The following is a 17,318-nucleotide window of genomic DNA, read 5'->3' on the forward strand; positions in this document are numbered from 1 at the left end:
ATCCTTGACAGGAACCTTGGCTTTGTTTCTAGACTATGTAGTTGTCGAGGTTCGCTTCAACCCTCGGTGAAAGACTCGTTCGAGTCGCTTCCCTCAGGCGCTTTATCAATATATCTAGATTTAACTCAGGTGTCAACACCCTAAGACTATTTTGTTCTTGTGGCCCAAACCCCTTGCAAAACAAGGAGTTTGGGCATTTTATAGGGCCGCTACCTGGCACCCCTTCAAAACTTCTTCGAAAAAAACCTCAAAAAAACACCACATCTGGTGGCAAGGACTGGGAATAGAACAGCACCCACAGCAGGCCGGAAAACTACCTAAGCACGGGTTAAGGACTTAAGGTGCCGTTGAAGGCAGGCTGTAATTTTGATATAGACAACCCAACCACTTCCTCTGGTTTTGCGGGAGAGTTTAGGGACGGGCTCCTAATTGCCCTCCAGCGTAAAGCTGGGATGGGTAATTGCCTGTGATCATTCTCTCCATCGCTTGTACCCACAGTGAACTACGTTGTAGACCGACGCTAATGATGGTCCTTTGGACTTCCAGCTTGAGAGTGATGAGCTTTAGTGGTGTCGGCGCAGTGATTGCGTTATTTATATGGAGTTAAGAATGCGTTTAGCAATGGCACCGCGTAGAAACTAAGGAACTTCTGTCCAGAGTTAGGGCTAGCGGAATTGGGAGTAATCGTGATCGCGCTAATTTCTATGCCGTCTTATGGATAGAGTGCAGGTCAGTGAAGTAGCCTGTGGCGATCGCCCTGATAGTGGCCATAGTTACTGAGCGATATCAATACTCGAATGGAAGCGCACAACCCTCAGCAAACAAAATTCATTACAACAAAATTTGCTATTGACAATTAAAGTTGCAAGTATTTATCATGAACTTATGAGCACGTTGCAACAGATTGCCAAGCAACAGCCTGAGATGGTCTTAGATCGCTTCGTTGAGGTGACCAACGACCTGCTGCCGCAGTTTTTGCCCGACCAGGGTTTTGGTAATCGCGGGCAAGAGCCGGTCAACCCTCGGCTGGTGCGCCATTACACCACTCAGGGATGGTTAGACAAGCCCCTCAAGCAGGGGCGCGAAGCTCGGTATACCTACCGACATCTACTGCAATTGCTGGTGCTGCGCCGATTGCTGGCGGAAGGCTACAGCACCAGCTCCATCGGCAGCCTGCTCGGCGGCCAGTCTGACTCGGCTCTAGAAAACATCCTGCAAGGAGGTGTGCAAATCAAAGTTGAGGCCGCCAACCCAGCGCTGGCGTTTTTGTCTCAAATTCGCGATCGTCCCGCCCCCTTCTCACCTAATCGCTCACAAGCGCGGTCTGCTCCGCCGTCGTTTCAGGCTCTGCCTGCGGCTCCTGCCCCAGCCCCAGCTGCACCCCTCCTTCCGCCGGCGGCGTTGCCACCCCAGACTTGGACTCGTCTCGACATTCTCGACGGGTTAGAACTCCACGTTCGGCAAGACTTTGTCGCGCCAGCTACCGCCTACGAGCGGGATAGCCTGCTGCAACTGATTGCCGACCACCTCGCCAAACTCCAATCACTCCAAAGGCCACCACCATGACCCAATCTAAACCAGCGTTCCCCACCGTCGAACTAATCCCGCTCCACGGAGCGATCGTTACTCAGCAGCCCATGACCCTAGACGTGCTGGTGCGGATTACGCCCCCGGCTGTCGCCCTCAAGAGCGATCGCGTGCCGCTCAACCTCAGCCTGGTGATCGATCGCTCCGGCTCCATGCAGGGGCAAAAGATGCACTACGCCCGCGAGGCCGCCCGCTTTGCCGTCGAGAATTTGCTGCCCTGCGATCGCATCAGCGTCGTACTCTTCGACGACCGCATTGAAACCCTGGTGCCTAGCACCTTGGCCACCGACAAAAACACTCTGCTAGAGAAGCTGCGTCACGTCCACTCGCGGGGCTCCACCGCGCTCCACGCCGGTTGGGTCGAGGGTGGCGTGCAGGTCAGTCAGTACCTCAACCCCGCCCAGCTCAACCGGGTGATTGTGCTCTCCGACGGGCTGGCCAATGTGGGGGAAACTAGACCGGATGCGATCGCCAACGACGTGCACGGCTTGGCCCAGCGCGGCGTCAGCACCACTACCCTAGGCATCGGCAACGACTACAGCGAAGACCTGCTCGCCGCCATGGCCCGCAGCGGCGACGGCAACTTTTTTCACATTGAGTCTGCCGATCAGCTGCCAACTATCTTTGAAACCGAGCTGTCGGGCTTGGCTGCCACCCTCGGCCAGCGGGTCAGCCTCGGCGTCAAGCCAGGCAACGGCGTCACGGTCATGGACGTGCTAAATGACTTCGAGAAGACCGACACCCAGCGCTACAAGCTGCCCAACCTAATGGTGGGGTCGCCGATTCAAGTGGTGGTGCGGCTGCAAGTGCCCGCCCTCAGCCGGAGCTGCGAACTGATGCAGGTGCGCCTGGCCTGGGATGACGCAGAACAGCCCAGTCGGCAGGTGCTACGGGCAGGGTTGGAACTGCCCCTGGTGAGTGCTGAGCAGTTTAGCGACTTCCCCGCCGATGCCGAGGTGCAGGAGCAGGTGGCGCTGCTGATGGCGGCCCGCGCCCGCCGTGAGGCCGTGATGTTCTCCGACCGGGGTGACTACACCGCTGCCACCGACTCCCTCAGCCGTGTCCGCGTCGCCATGTCTGCTATGCCCCCCAGCGCCATGCTGATGGAGGAACAGGCAACGCTAGAGGATTTAGAAGGCGACTACCAGAGCGGTGCCATAGCTAGAGCCCGCAAAAAGGCGTATTCCCAGGCCTACAACCTGTCGCGCTCGGGCAAGTCTCAGCCCCGGCGATCGATGGACTCTAAATAAGCGGTGGCAAGGCTTTTACTTAGCCAAGCGAATTGTGACAAGCTCTAGCGGTCTAAGGTTTAGGGTATACGGTTCACAACAGGCCTTAAACCCTAGACCTTGAACCCTGCACCCATCTAGCCCCTTACCTTTAACTTGGCAGACTGCTAGGGCGATCGCACCTTGACTAAGCGATCCCTGTGGCACAGCCTTCCCTGGGGCAGCATAGGGAAAGCTAAAGCGACGCGATCGCCCGCTCCAAAAACTCGGGCTGCATCCAGCGATTGAGGTTGATTTGCCCCAGGTGCTCTTGCCCAGCAATTTGGCCTAGCTGGCGAATGTGGGCCTGGAGCCAGTCAGTGCGCAGCTGGGTTTCGGGCAGATAAACCACATCGGCGCGATCGCTCGTGCTAGCGCGCAGGGTTTTGGCCACAATGGCGGCGTCCATATTTACCCAGCGGCTGACCAGCGTGGTGGCCATGGGCTGGGTATCGTACCAATACTGAGCGGCCAGCAGCGATCGCAGGTAGGCGACGGCGATCTCGGGATACTGCTCGGCTAGGTCGGCGCGAATCACCACGCCGTGGAAGGTGGGCAAACCGTCTAGGTTTTCGTGCAGCAGGCGACGAAACTGGCCCTTGTGCTTGGCAATTTCGTGGAAGGGGGCGAAGTAGGCATAGCCATCCACCTGGGCAGAGCCGCGGCCCGATCGCTGGGGCTGGGCCTGCTCGAGGGCGGTGAGGGTGACGGCGTTGAGAATTTGGCGGTGGTGGAGCGATCGCATCACCATACTGTGAGCCGCCGAGCCAAAGGGCACCGCAATCACCCGCCCCGCCAAGTCGTCAATGCAGTCGAGGGTCGAATGCTGCGGCACGATGATGTCGTTGCCGGTGCCATCGAGGTTGCTGGCAACAAAACTGATCAGCCGAGTGCCCGCCGCTGGGGCCGTGCTATCCCCCGCTGCACTCAGCAGCAGTGGGTAATCGCCCAACACTCCAATGTCGATCTGCTGAGCCTCGAGCCCGGCCACAATCGGTGCCCCCGAACCATAGTCAGACCAGCGCAGCCGATACTGCACACCGCTGTAGCGGCCCTCGCGCGGTAAGAAATGCTCCAGCAAACCCAGCCGCTGAATAATTAGCCCAGCGGTGACGGTTTGAATCGTGCGGTTTTGGGTGCCAATGGTGAGGTTGATGGTCTCGGTGCCGCTGGTGGAACCAGAGCGCACCAAAAAGTTTGGAGCCTGAAACCGGGGCACTTTTCGATCAATGGATGCAGCCAACGGTGCGTCCATCGGCTTAGGCATGGACGGCCCTTGAGAACTGCCCTGTGTGACAGCGGCCTGGCTCTGAACCATAGCCACAAACTGGCGGATTGGCTCTAGCCCCAAACCGCCCCGGCCTGCGGGTTGACCCGCCAAGCCCAAAGCCCGACCCAGACGCTTGGCCATCAGCAAAAATAGGGGCGTGCCCAAAGCAAACTCTTCTAAAGGAATGCGGCGCAGCAGCCCGGCCTCACACTCCATCTGAAATTCAAAGTCAGAGGCGAACCCCAGGTAGTGCCCCTGAAGCAAATAGGTGCGCATCAAACTGGCCGCGTCGACAATTTCGACATGGGCAAAATCGGTGAGATTGAGTCCCAATTCCTGCATGCGCTTTTGCAGCACAATACGACCTGGAACGCCCTCGGGCGGCAAGACCCAAGCCTGGTCAGTCAACTCCTTTAAACTGAGCCAGGGACGCTGAGCGAGCTGATGGCTACTCGACACCACTAGAGAATAGTGAACCGAGCCGATCGCAACCTCTGAAATTTCATCAAAGGTCGAAAAACTCAGATCTGAGACCCCAATATCGACCTCGCCAGTCTTAATGGCGCGATACAGCGGTTCGACCGCATCAAACTGCAAACATCTAGTTTGCACATCGGGATGGAGTCGGCGATATTCGTACAGCACCGACGGCAGCCAGTTGCTCAGCATATCGGGCATGCAGCCAATTTTTAAGGTGCTAAATTTCCCCTGCTTGATCTCTTCAATCTTAGCTACCAATCGGCTTTCCAAATCTACCAGACTAGGCCCCTCTTCTAGCAGATATTCTCCTACCTGAGTCAGCTCTATCCGTCGCCCTAAACGCCGAAAAAGCGGGGTTTCAAGCTCAGACTCTAGGCACTTGATTTTGGCGCTTACTGCCGGCTGAGTTAAGTTTAATGTGTCGGCGGCTTCAGTGAAACTCAGGCAGCGAGCCACTTCTAAAAATACTTTTAGCTGGTAAATTTCCATTTCAACTGGCCTGCCTAAACATTTTTAAACTAGTATAAGAATTTACTAAAATACTCTACCTAATAATACTTTTGCCTCACCTTGGCAGATATGAATAACTTGCCAAGATCCGTTGATTAAGATCCATTTTGTGCAGCTATTAGAACAGCCAGTTGAGTCTCATTGATTTTTTTGATGAGTGTATAGAAAGCTGTGATGGGTAAATCGTAGTCACGGTTACAAATCCCGTTGATTCGCTTTAGTGGTCTCCTTTAAGCTACGTATCAAAGGCCCATAAGCCAAGGGTTAGTTGCCTTTATTTAAGCATTAGCTAACCGTGATACATCAAGTTCAGCTTGGGATCTGTAGTTTCTCCATCGGCAAAACTCCACTTCTGTACTTGATTTGGTTTATTTCAATTTCACTGCCGTTTAAACCAAGGACGTGGTTAAGTGAACATTCAGTATCTTAAAACTGATTTTCTAGTCGTCGGCGGTGGCACCGCTGGTACGATGGCAGGCATTAAGGCAAAGCAGGCCAGCCCCGAGAGCGACGTGCTGATTTTAGAGAAAGCTAACATTCGCCGCAGTGGGGCGATCGCCATGGGCATGGACGGAGTTAACACCGCTGTCATTCCCGGCAACTCTACTCCCGAGCAGTACGTGCGCGAAATCACCATCGCCAACGACGGCATCGTCAACCAAAAAGCCGTCTACGAAACCGGGCGGCTGGGCTTTGAGGTGATTCAAGAACTGGAGAGCTGGGGCGTCAAGTTTCAAAGAGACCCCGAGGGCAACTATGACCTCAAGCAGGTGCACCGGGTCGGCAAGTACGTGCTGCCCATGCCCGAGGGCAAAGACCTGAAGAAAATTCTCGCCCGCCAGGTCAAGCGCCACAAGGTCAACGTCACCAACCGGGTGATGGCCACCCGCGTCATGGTGCAAAACGGTCGCGTCACCGGGGCCGTGGGCCTCGACGTGCGCAACGGCAACATAGTGGTGATTCAGGCCAAGGCCGTCGTGCTCTGCACCGGAGCCTGCGGTCGCCTGGGTCTGCCCGCCTCAGGCTACCTCTACGGCACCTACGAAAACCCCACCAACGCGGGCGATGGCTACTCCATGGCCTACCACGCCGGGGCCGAGCTGACCAACATCGAGTGCTTCCAGATCAACCCGCTGATCAAAGACTACAACGGCCCCGCCTGCGCCTACGTGGCCAGCCCCTTCGGAGCTTACACCGCCAACGCCGAGGGCCATCGCTTTATCAACTGCGACTACTGGAGCGGCCAGATGATGCTGGAGGTCTACAAAGAGCTGCACTCCGGCAAAGGCCCGGTACACCTGAAGATGTACCACCTCGACGACGATACCATCAACGAAATCGAAACCATTCTGTGGGATAACGAACGGCCCAGCCGAGGCCGCTTCCACGAAGGCCGAGGTGAGAGCTACCGTACCCACGGCGTCGAGATGAACATTTCTGAAATTGGCCTGTGCAGCGGCCACAGCGCCTCGGGCGTCTGGGTGAACGAGCGGGCCGAGACCACAGTCCCCGGCCTCTACGCGGCGGGCGACATGGCCAGCGTGCCCCACAACTACATGATTGGAGCCTTTGTCTACGGCCGCATCGCGGGCGAAAACGCCATGGACTACGTGCGCGATCTGGAGCATGTCGAACCCGACGCCGACTTTCTCGCCACTGAGCAGGCCCGCATTTACGCGCCCCTGCAGCAGCCCGACGGCGTGCCCCACACCCAGATTGAGTACAAACTGCGCCGCCTAGTCAATGACTACCTGCAACCGCCCAAGTCGCCCCACAACATGGACATCGGCCTGCAAAAATTCGTCGCCTACGAAGAAACCCTCGGCCTCATGGGTGCCCGCGACCCTCACGAGCTGATGCGCTGCATGGAGGTGCACTTCATCCGCGACTGTGCCGAAATGGCCGCCCGCGCCTCCCTATTCCGCAAAGAGACCCGCTGGGGTCTCTACCACTACCGCCTCGACTATCCCGAGAGGAACAACGAGGAATGGTTCTGCCACGTCAATCTGAAGAAAGGCGAAACCGGCCATATGGAGCTGTTTAAGCGTCCGGTAGAGCCCTATATCGTCGATGTCGATCTGGTCGAGGAAGTTTACGACGTTGCCGTCCGGTAGGGTGAGCACCGCCTACCATTCTCTGATTATTGCCTCACTTAACCCCTCTCCCCCAGCCCCTCTCCCGGGAGGAGAGGGGAGCCGAGCCACGTTCTTGTTCCCTCTCCCAGAGGGAGAGGGCTAGGGAGAGGGCAACAACCCTGACCAATCCATATCCCTACTACTTAGAATCCCCATGGCCCTAACTACCCAACGCGTTGATGTACCTGTCATCGTCGATGAATCGAAATGCCTTGAGAAATGCAACGCCTGCATTGAAGTCTGCCCTCTAGACGTGCTGGTTAAGAATCCCGAGACCGGCAAAGCCTACATGAAGTACGACGAGTGCTGGTTCTGCCTGCCCTGTGAGAAGGAATGCCCCACGGGGGCGATTACGGTGCAGATTCCTTTCCTGTTGAGGTAGGGGGGTAGGCGGGTTGGTGGGTAGGCGAGTAAAGCAAACACCCATCTACTCATCCACTCATCCACCCTCCTACCCTCCCACTCCCCTACCCTGCCGTCATTCTGGAACCCCTCCCCATGTACACCACCGATATGGACCCTGAAGTTGCTCAGTGGGTTGAGCTGCTGCGATCGCCCGATCTCAACGAGCGCCTAGTCGCGGCCAAAACCTTGCAACACCTGGGTGATGAAGATGCAATCGCGCCCCTGCTCGGGGCGCTCCACGACGAAAACCCTATGGTGCAAGAGATCGCCATCACCGCTCTGTGGGAATTTGCCAACCCGATCGCCATCAACCCGCTGATTGAGTGCCTCAGCTCGCCCCACGAGAATGTGCGCAGTGAGGCGCTGTCGGCCCTCAAAGAGCTGGTCTCGACTAACGACCTGATGAAGCTGCTGGATGTGTTGCAGGTGGGCAATGTCCACACTCAGCTCAACGTGCTGGTGCTGCTGCGCAAAATTCACGATGCCCAGGCCCTGCCGTATGTCATGCCCTTCTTTGAATCGGAGAACTCCGATCTACGGGAGGCGGCGGTGATCACCCTGCGCTACCTGAACCAGGTGGTGCGCTGCGAACCGGCCGTGGCCCTGGCGAAAGATCCTAACGAGGCGGTGCGGCGAGCGACGGCGCTCACCCTAGGCCACCTCAGCGATGCGGCGGTGGTGCCGCTGCTGTGTGAACTGTTGACCAGCGACCCGGATTGGCAGGTGCGGCGTAATGCGGCCCAGTCGCTCGATATTTTGGCGGACCCGGCGGCGATCGCATCCCTAGTCAAGGCGATGGATGACCCCGAGTGGCAGGTGCGCAAGTTCACTGCCCGCGCCTTGCAGAAAACCCCAGATATTCAGGCTCTGCCGGTGCTGATCAAGTCCCTAGCCGACGAATACTCTGACGTGCGGCGCGATGCGGCCACGGCCCTGGGCAAACTGGCCGACACCAACGCTCTGCCCGCCCTGCAGCAGACCCTCAACGACCCCGACATGGACGTGCGGATTTTCTCCCAGCGGGCCATTGACGCCATCCAGAAGTCCCAGCCAGAAACCTCTAATGTCTAGCCATTCCTCTCCCTTTCACCGCGCTGCTGAAGCTCTTGCTGAAGTGGCGCCCAGTGCCGAGGCGATCGCCCGCAAAGCCGAGGTTATTGCCCAGCTCAAAACCCTACACGAGCCCACCTTGGGCAATGACCTGGTCAGCCTGGGCATGGTGCGCAATCTGCAAGTGGTCGATGACTACGTCTACCTGCGGCTCTACGTGGGCCGCCACCAGCTCGACCTACAAGAGCAAGTGCAAACCACTTTAGAGCAATTGCCCTGGTGCAAAAAAGCCTACGCCCAGCTCTGCACCATCCCCGGGGTGCGCACCACCCTGGCGGTGTCAAGCGGCAAGGGCGGCGTGGGCAAATCGACCACGGCTGTGAACCTGGCGGCGGCCCTGGCCGAAACTGGGGCCAAGGTGGGGTTGCTGGACGCCGACATCTACGGCCCCAATGTGCCCCAAATGCTGGGTTTAGGTCATTCAGAAGTGCGCGTGATTGACACTCCCAACGGCCAGCGGTTTGTGCCCCTAGAGGCCCACGGCATCAAGCTGATGTCCGTCGGATTGCTGGCTCAAGGCGACCACCCGCTGGCTTGGCGCGGCCCGGTGATGCACAAAATTCTCACCCAGTTTCTCCACGAGGTGGACTGGGGTGAATTGGACTACCTACTGATCGACCTGCCCCCCGGCACGGGCGATGCCCAGATCACCATCGTCCAAGAAAGCCCAATCTGCGGCGTGGTGATGGTGACGACGCCGCAGCAGGTGGCTGTCTCCGACGTGCGCCGCAGCGTCCACATGTTTCGCCAGGTGGGGGTGCCAGTGCTGGGCCTGGTCGAAAATATGAGCTACCTGCTCTGCGACCACTGCGGCGAACCGACGCCGATCTTTGGCAGCGGCGGCGGTGCCCAGATCGCCACTGAGCTTTCGGTGCCGCTATGGGGCCAAGTGCCCATCGACCCCCGCATTTGTGAACAGGGCGATGCCGGCGTGCCCCTGCCGGTGAAGCTGCCCAATGCCCCCCTGAGCAAGATCTTTGGCCAGATTGCCCTGGGGTTAAATGCGACCTTTGGAGTAAAGGCAGGGTCGTCGCTGGCGGCGGTGGATTGAGAGGATGAGGAAGGTGAGGAAGGGGGAAGGGCGTTAGTTATTCATTCTGAGCTTCCCCATCCCCCTATCTTCCTGATCCCCCTCATCTCTCCATCACAAAACGACCTACAGACATCAGCACGCCAATACTCGCCGGGCGGCCTAAAACACCGTTTAGAATGCTGAGGTGTGATTAGGAGCAGGCGATTGGTTCAGTCTCAGCCCCAAGACGTCTCCTCGCAACAGCCTCTGCTGCGGGTATTGAGCAGTTTGCGCGCTCACCTTTGGCTCACCTTGGGGGCGTTAATCAGTGCCCTGCTGCTGGTGGCGGCCTACGCGGCGACGCCGCAGCTGTTTCGTTGGGCTATCGACGATGGCATTGCCGCAAACAATTTGACGGTGGTGTTGCAAAGCGGGGCGGGGCTGGTGGTCGCGGCCCTAGCCCGAGGGCTGTTTAACTTTGGCCAGAGTTTTTGTGCTGAGGCGATGTCGCAGAGCGTGGTCTATGACCTGCGCAACCGCATCTTCAGCAAGATTCAAACCCTCAGCTTTAGCTACCACGACCAGTCTCAAACCTCGCAGCTGCTCACCCGAGTCACCAGCGACATTGAGCAGGTGCGCACCTTCCTCAGCACCAGCCTGGTGCAGGTGATTAGCGGGGTGGTGACGCTGGTGGCGATCGCCGCGATTCTCCTGATCATGAACTGGCAGCTGGCGCTGATCAGCCTGACGGTGGTGCCTCTGGCAGGGTGGCTGATGGCGCGATTCTTTAACCAAAACAACCTGCTGTTTCGCCAGGTGCAGGAGCAGCTCAGCGACCTCAACGCGGTCTTGCAGGAGAACTTGCTGGGGGTGCGGGTGGTTAAAGCCTTTGTGCGGGAGGATGCCGAGCGCGATCGCTACACCCAGCTGAACGGTGAGCTAGTCGCCGCCAACATGAAAACCATTCGAGCGATTCGCAACACATTCCCCTTCATCTTTTTGGTCAGCAACTTGGTGATTGTGGTGGTGGTGGGCTACGGCGGCGTGGCGGTCATTAATGAGCAGTTTTCGGTGGGGGAACTGGTGGCGTTTAACGCCTATCTGCTGCTGATTTTGCAACCGATTTTGCTGATTGGCTTTGCCGCCCCAGCGATCGCGGGGGCCTCATCCTCCGCCGAGCGGGTCTACGAGGTGCTCGATGCCGAGGTCGAAATTCGCGATCGCCCCAACGCCGTTCCTTTCACCACCTGCGCCGGTCGCATCACCTTTGAGAATGTATCGTTTCGCTATCCTGGCACCACCACCCCGGCCCTCAACGGCATTTCCTTTGAGACTAAGCCCAACGAGCTGATCGCCATTTTGGGCATGACCGGCTCGGGCAAAAGCACCGTCACAAACCTGATTCCCCGCTTTTACGATGTCACCGCTGGGTCGGTGCGCATCGACGGTCGTGACGTGCGCGACTTTACGCTGGAGAGTCTGCGATCGCGCATCAGCACGGTTTTTCAGGAGACTACTCTATTCTCGGGCACCATTTTTTCTAACATCACCTACGCCAAGGCTGGGGCCACCCTGAGCGAAGTGGTCGAAGCGGCCAAAGCCGCCCAGATTCACGACTTTGTCATGACCCTGCCCGAGGGCTACGACACGTTGGTGGGCGAGCGTGGGGTGGGGCTCTCAGGCGGGCAAAAGCAGAGAATTGCGATCGCCCGCACCCTGCTGACCGACTACAAGGTGTTAATTCTCGACGACAGCACCTCCGCCGTCGATGCCCAAACCGCCGCCCAAATTCAGACTGCCCTCGACGACCTGATGCGCCGCCGCACCTGTACCGCCTTTGTAGTAGCTCAGCGGATCAGCACGGTCCGCACCGCCGATCGCATTCTGCTGATGGATAAGGGCTGCCTAGTGGCTCAGGGCACCCACGAATATTTGATGGCCCATAGCTCGCTCTACGGCGCAATTTTAGAATCCCAGGTGGGTGCTGCTCCGGCTCTTACCTAGTTTTCTTGCGGTTAGCTAACTAGGCATTAAGGCTCTTCGATCTAAATTCTAAAATTGCCTTTGACCTCCAGAATCGAGAAACGACTACAGATGACCCTCGCTACAGCCGCTCAGTCTCCACTCGATGCTAAGCCCAAGCTCTCGACCATGGGGCGGTTCTTGCGCTACTTTGCGCCCTACCGACAAGATCTGCCGATCGCACTGTTGCTGGTTGCCATTGGGGCCACGACCCAGGCGATCGGGCCACTGCTGATCGGTTGGGCGATCGACAACCTGATTTTGCAGGGTAACTTGCCGGGGCTGCTGTGGATGCTGGCGGCGCTGACGGTGATTTATCTCGTTGGGGTGTGGGCGATCCGGGGGCAGATCTGGCGGATGGGTGCGATCGTGCAGCGGCTGCTGGGGCAGCTGCGGCAGGATATTTTCGACAAGATCCAAAGTTTGCCGGTGAGCTTCTTCGATCGCAGCGAGGCGGGCGACTTGATGAGTCGTCTGCTCAACGATGTCAACACCGTCAACCAAGCCTTTGGCCTCACCATTCCCCAGGTGCTGGGTCAGACCTTTAGCCTGCTGGGCATCATCATCGCCATGCTCTCGATCAATTTGCAGCTGGGGCTGCTAAGCAATCTGGTGGTGCCGCTGATGATTTTTACCACCGGGTTTTTCTCGCGCTGGGCGAGAAGCCGCTTTCGCCTCACTCGGCAGACCATTGGCGACCTGTCGGCCAAGCTGGAAGAGGACATTGGCAGTGTCAAGGAGGCTCAGGCGTTTAACCGCACCCAGCTCAATATTGAAGAGTTTGACAGCCTCAACGCGGCGAACCGCAAGGCCAACGTGCAGGCGGTGGCGGTGACGGCGGCGTTTTTGCCCTCCATTGACTTGCTCAATACTCTGGCGACGGCGGGGGTGACGGCCTACGGCGGCTATCTGGCGGTGACGGGGGTGATGACGGTGGGCACGGTGACAGCCTTTGTGCTCTACGTGCAGCAGTTCTTTCGGCCGATCCAGATTCTCAGCCAGTTTTATACCCAGGCGCAGTCGGCGCTGGCGGGGCTCGATCGCATCTTTCTGCTGCTCGACGAGCCTGCTACCCTGCAAGATGCCCTCAACGCTACTGAGATGCCGCCGATCAAAGGCGAGGTGTGGTTTGAGTCGGTCGGGTTTGGCTACACTCCCAACCAGCGGGTGCTAAAGGAGGTCAACCTCTGCGCCCAGCCGGGGCAGATGGTCGCTCTGGTGGGGCCAACCGGGGCGGGCAAGAGCACGATTATCAACCTGATCATGCGATTTTACGATGTGTCGGAGGGGGCGGTGCGCATCGACGGGGTAGACGTGCGCAGCGTCACCCAGGCCAGCCTGCGCCGCCAGATTGGCATTGTGCTGCAAGACAATTTGCTCTTTACCGGCACCGTGGCCGAAAATATTGCCTTTGGTGCCCCCCACGCCAGCCAGGCCGACATCGAAGCGGCGGCCCAGGCGGCGAATGTGCATGAGTTCATCACCTCGCTGCCCCAAGGCTATAGCACCCGACTGGGAGAACGCGGCGCACCCCTGAGCCAGGGGCAGCGGCAGCTGGTGAGCATTGCCCGCGCGGTGCTGATTGACCCGCGCATCTTGCTGCTCGATGAGGCGACCAGCAGCATTGATACGCGTACGGAGGGGCTGGTGCAGGAGGCGATCGCCCGCCTCCTGCACAACCGCACCAGCTTTGTGATTGCTCACCGCCTCAGCACCGTCACCCAGGCCGACCAGGTGCTGGTGATTCAGCAGGGCGACATTGTCGAGCGGGGCACCCACGCCGAGCTAATAGCCCGTCAGGGCATCTACGCCAACCTCTACAGCCTGCAACTGGGCACGGATTGAGGGAGCGTTTGAAAGTGATTTGCTGCGGCTTTAGTCACCTACTGATCTCCCCTGCCCCCTTTACCCTGCGGGAAGCCGCAAGCGTTATAAAAAGGGGTTAAAAGTCCCCAGTTCCCAATCCTTCTCATGAGAGAGAAGAGAACCAATCTCTTGTCCCCTCTCCCGAGGGGAGAGGGCTAGGGAGAGGGCACTAATTCAGCAACGCCCACCAAAGAGAACTTGAAGCCTGATGTTTTGGGCTGCTCTAACTCAGACTTCACCAAGAAAGGCCGTCGTTGAAGTAGAAGAGCCAGCCTAGGGTGGCTGCCGCAGTGGCTAGATTGATCAGGGGTAGGGTGGTGAGCCCGCAGGCCAACAGGTAGCGATAGCGCAAATGGGCGAACACCGGCAGCAAAAAAACCAACCAGCTCAGCAGCACCGCCACTATGCAAATAATCGGAAAGGTGACAACGCTGATCACTAGGGTCACTGCGGCAGGGCTTTCGAGAACCTTGGGGTCAGCAAACATCATCGACGACATGAGCGCGGGCATAAACCCGAGTATTACGCCGATGATCAACATAACTGTCAGGGTAAAAAGAACCATTAGAGCGGTTTTTCGGCGCATAGGGTTTGTTAGAGTAAAGACCGCGCTGCCTGGGCGGAGGACACCCTAGATTGCCCAGTGCTCCGTCCAATCCATCTGAGGTGCGCCGATGAGTCAGGTCGAGCAGACCCCCGTAGCTCTGGTAACCGGAGGCGCCCAAGGGATTGGCCTTGGCATCACTCAACTCCTGCTTAATCAGGGTTGGCGCGTTGCAGTTGCCGATATGAATATGGCCGCCGGCGCTGCCCTGCAAGACACTCTGCCCCAGTTTCACGAGTCGTTTATCTTTTTGCCCTGCAATGTATCTCAGGAGCATGAGGTGGCGCGCTGTGTCGGAGCTGCGGTGGATTGGTTTGGCCACCTCAACGCGCTGATCAACAATGCGGGCATCGCCCATCCCTACAGCGGCCCCGTCGAAGATCTAGCTCTGGAAGACTGGAATCGCTGGATTGGCACCAACCTGACCGGCTACTTTCTGATGGTTAAGCATACCGTCCGCCATCTGCGCGCTGCCCGGGGTGCGATCGTCAACATTTCTTCGGTTCGCGCCCTTCAGTCTGAACCCAACTCCGAAGCCTATGCCGCCTCTAAAGGAGGCGTCGTGGCGCTGACCCACGCCCTGGCCATGAGCCTCGGCCCGGAAGTTCGCGTCAACTGCATTAGCCCCGGCTGGATCGATGTCAGCGCGCTGAAACATCCGCCCCAAGAGTCGCACCTGAGCCCGACTGACCACGCCCAGCACCCCGTAGGGCGCGTGGGTCATGCTCAAGATATTGCCGACATGACCTACTTTTTGCTGTCAGATAAAGCCGGTTTTATCACGGGGCAAAACATCGTGGTCGATGGCGGCATGGGCCGCAAGATGATCTACGAGGAGTAGGCCAGGGCTCGATCGGCGTTGCTGAATATAGACATGAATTGCCTTCATTCCTAACCCTTCTTCCAAAGGAGAAGGGAGCCGGAGTCCTGTTCCCTCGCCCCTTGGGAGAGGGCTAGGGAGAGGGCGGATCGGGTAGGTTCATCCCAGGATTCAGCAACGCCGCTAGATCAGGTTTAGGCCGGCCAAGCGTTCGAGACCCAGAGCGATCGCATCCTCCTCCAGTTCGCTGTAGCTAAAGATAAACTCGTGCCCTGGGCTAGGGCCGAGGTATTGGGGGCTGGCGGCAATGAGCCCAACGCCCACCTCAGCTGCTTTCGCTATCAGTACGTCGTCGGGGATATTAGTCGCAAAGCGCACCATCACGTGCAGTCCGGCATTTTCGCCCAGCACGGTGGCGCGATCTCCCCAGTGCTCAGCCAGGGCCACAACCAGCGCTTGCCGCCGCCTGTCATAGATGCCCCGCATGCGACGAATGTGGCGCTCTAGGTGGCCCTGGGTGATGAAGTCGGCCAGCACCGCCTGCTCTAGGGTCGGCCCCTGGCGATCGGCTAGCCACTTGGCGCGGCTAAACACCGCCACCAGGGCCGGGGGCAGCACCATGTAGCCCACCCGCAGCGACGGAAACAGCACCTTCGAAAACGTGCCCACGTACAACACCGACTGCCCATCCCCCAACCCCTGCAGTGCCGGGATGGGGCGACCCCCATAGCGATACTCGCTGTCGTAGTCGTCTTCAAAAATCAGGCTGCCGCTCTGCTCTGCCCAGGCCAGCAGGGCCAATCGGCGCGGCAGAGACAGCACCGCCCCGGTCGGAAACTGGTGCGACGGGGTGACATACACCAGGCGAATCGGGCCGGAGGCGGCAGCCAGTGCCGCCACATCCATGCCTGCCCCATCTACAGCGATCGGGTGCAGCGTTGCCCCCTGGCTGGCCAGAACGCGGCGGGCGCTGAGGTAGCTGGGTTCTTCCAAGGCCACCGTATCGCCGGGCAATAGCAGCAGACGTGTGGCGAGAGAAAGCGCCTGCTGGGTGCCGTTAGTGATCAAAATTTGATCGGGGTGGCAGTGCACAGCGCGGGCCTGGGCCAGGTAGGCGGCGATCGCCTCTCGCAGCGGCCTATGCCCCATCGGGTCGGCGGCATAGTCGAGCCATTCGGTGCGGCGACAGTGGCGAGACAATAGCTGCCGCCACAGCTCTAACGGGAAGCGATCGAGGGCCGGGCGGCCATAACGAAAGCTTAGAGCTACGGCGGGTTCAGGGCTGGGGCCAGGGTCAATCTGCTCTAGGCGACGACCGTAGGCCGACAGCGGCACAGTGGGGATCGGCCTGACTGGGATAGCGGTTAGGGGAGGCGATTGCAGCAGATCGTCGGGCAGCTGGTCGCAAACATAGGTTCCAGAGCCCGTCACCGTTTGCAGATATCCCTCGCTCAGCAGCTGGTCATAGCTCTGGGTCACCGTGGCCCGCGATACTCCCAGGCTTTGGGCCAGGGCACGGGTCGAGGGCAAGCGCTGACGCGGAGCCAGCCGTCCCTTGAGAATTCCAGCCCGCAAAGCGGCGTAAATCTGCTGGTAGACGGGGTCTGGGCTGTGGGAGTCGAGGGCGATGGCAAAATCCATCGGGGTGAACCCATAGGAACGAGCAAAGTGGACTGGCCGGTTTAGCCAAAATTGGCTCTTGTGGCTCTCCAATTTTGCCTCTATTCTAAGCAAAGCTTTCAGAAAAGAAAAAATGAACGTTTTTCAAGCTGGGTTTGAGCATCTTGAAGCAGTGGCAAAACTGTTTGACCACTATCGAGTTTTTTACCAAGCCTCGCCAGATTTCGAAGCAGCAAAAACATTCATCAGCAAGCGTATTCAGGAAAACAGTTCAGCGATATTTGTGGCCTGTCATGGCGAGAAAATTGTCGGATTTACGCAGCTTTATCCCACGTTTTCGTCTGTATCGATGAAGCGGGTTTGGATCTTAAATGACTTGTTTGTAGAAGAAGCTTATAGGCGCAAAGGAACGGCAGGGCTGTTGCTGAATGCAGCAGCAGAATTTGCGCAAGCAACTGATGCAGCCCGGATTGTTCTATCAACGCAAATTTCTAATACCTCGGCTCAATCCCTCTATGAATCGCAGGGTTACTGCCGAGACGAGGCGTTCTATCACTACACATTGTCGCTGACATGATTTGTGTTTTGAGAAATCCTGACTGACGCGCA

The 17,318-nt window shown here is 58.2% G+C and carries 13 protein-coding genes; 10 read left to right on the forward strand and 3 right to left on the reverse strand.

Annotated elements, in window-relative coordinates; all coding sequences use genetic code 11:
• Positions 1-885: 885 nt before the first annotated feature.
• Both H6F59_RS00760 and H6F59_RS00765 read left to right on the forward strand, forming a co-directional pair.
• The gene (locus H6F59_RS00760) at positions 886-1,566 is read left to right on the forward strand and encodes a MerR family transcriptional regulator (protein ID WP_190694335.1); all 681 of its coding nucleotides are present in this window, start codon (positions 886-888) and stop codon (positions 1,564-1,566) included.
• A complete protein-coding gene (locus tag H6F59_RS00765; RefSeq protein ID WP_190694337.1) occupies positions 1,563-2,837 on the forward strand; it encodes a VWA domain-containing protein in 1,275 nt (424 codons plus the stop codon). The genes H6F59_RS00760 and H6F59_RS00765 overlap by 4 nt, the downstream gene beginning before the upstream one ends.
• 214 nt (positions 2,838-3,051) lie before the next feature.
• On the opposite strand, the gene H6F59_RS00770 is transcribed toward H6F59_RS00765, so the two are convergent.
• The gene (locus tag H6F59_RS00770) at positions 3,052-5,094 is read right to left on the reverse strand and encodes a LysR substrate-binding domain-containing protein (protein WP_190694339.1); all 2,043 of its coding nucleotides are present in this window, start codon (positions 5,092-5,094) and stop codon (positions 3,052-3,054) included.
• Positions 5,095-5,525: 431 nt separating this feature from the next.
• Here H6F59_RS00770 and H6F59_RS00775 point away from each other — a divergent pair, with 431 nt between their 5' ends.
• From H6F59_RS00775 to H6F59_RS00800, 6 genes are all read left to right on the forward strand, one after another.
• Positions 5,526-7,229: a fumarate reductase/succinate dehydrogenase flavoprotein subunit gene (locus H6F59_RS00775; RefSeq protein WP_190694342.1), complete on the forward strand. Its 1,704-nt coding sequence runs from the start codon at positions 5,526-5,528 to the stop codon at positions 7,227-7,229.
• 175 nt (positions 7,230-7,404) lie between these two features.
• Entirely contained in the window at positions 7,405-7,632 is a 228-nt protein-coding gene (locus H6F59_RS00780) for a ferredoxin family protein (protein WP_017301328.1), read from the forward strand.
• 116 nt (positions 7,633-7,748) lie between these two features.
• Positions 7,749-8,726 carry a HEAT repeat domain-containing protein gene (locus H6F59_RS00785; protein WP_190694344.1) on the forward strand — a complete coding sequence of 326 codons (978 nt, stop codon included), beginning with the start codon at positions 7,749-7,751 and terminating at the stop codon, positions 8,724-8,726.
• Positions 8,719-9,816, forward strand: coding sequence for an Mrp/NBP35 family ATP-binding protein (locus H6F59_RS00790; RefSeq protein WP_190694347.1), 1,098 nt, complete (start codon positions 8,719-8,721; stop codon positions 9,814-9,816). The genes H6F59_RS00785 and H6F59_RS00790 overlap by 8 nt, the downstream gene beginning before the upstream one ends.
• A 186-nt stretch (positions 9,817-10,002) precedes the next feature.
• A complete protein-coding gene (locus H6F59_RS00795; protein ID WP_190694349.1) occupies positions 10,003-11,781 on the forward strand; it encodes an ABC transporter ATP-binding protein in 1,779 nt (592 codons plus the stop codon).
• A 90-nt stretch (positions 11,782-11,871) separates the two neighbouring features.
• Positions 11,872-13,644: an ABC transporter ATP-binding protein gene (locus H6F59_RS00800; protein ID WP_190694351.1), complete on the forward strand. Its 1,773-nt coding sequence runs from the start codon at positions 11,872-11,874 to the stop codon at positions 13,642-13,644.
• Positions 13,645-13,900: 256 nt separating this feature from the next.
• Here H6F59_RS00800 and H6F59_RS00805 read toward each other — a convergent pair whose 3' ends face one another.
• Positions 13,901-14,206 carry a hypothetical protein gene (locus H6F59_RS00805; protein ID WP_190694354.1) on the reverse strand — a complete coding sequence of 102 codons (306 nt, stop codon included), beginning with the start codon at positions 14,204-14,206 and terminating at the stop codon, positions 13,901-13,903.
• A gap of 133 nt (positions 14,207-14,339) precedes the next feature.
• On the opposite strand from H6F59_RS00805, the gene H6F59_RS00810 reads away from it, so the two are divergent.
• Entirely contained in the window at positions 14,340-15,110 is a 771-nt protein-coding gene (locus H6F59_RS00810) for an SDR family oxidoreductase (RefSeq protein WP_190694355.1), read from the forward strand.
• Positions 15,111-15,272: 162 nt separating this feature from the next.
• Here H6F59_RS00810 and H6F59_RS00815 read toward each other — a convergent pair whose 3' ends face one another.
• Complete coding sequence (locus tag H6F59_RS00815) at positions 15,273-16,730, reverse strand: PLP-dependent aminotransferase family protein (protein ID WP_190694357.1); 1,458 nt, start codon at positions 16,728-16,730, stop codon at positions 15,273-15,275.
• A gap of 112 nt (positions 16,731-16,842) precedes the next feature.
• Here H6F59_RS00815 and H6F59_RS00820 point away from each other — a divergent pair, with 112 nt between their 5' ends.
• Positions 16,843-17,286: a GNAT family N-acetyltransferase gene (locus tag H6F59_RS00820; RefSeq protein ID WP_190694358.1), complete on the forward strand. Its 444-nt coding sequence runs from the start codon at positions 16,843-16,845 to the stop codon at positions 17,284-17,286.
• The last annotated feature ends 32 nt before the right edge of the window (positions 17,287-17,318 follow it).

It is taken from the genome of Nodosilinea sp. FACHB-141, assembly GCF_014696135.1.
Taxonomy (GTDB): domain Bacteria; phylum Cyanobacteriota; class Cyanobacteriia; order Phormidesmidales; family Phormidesmidaceae; genus Nodosilinea.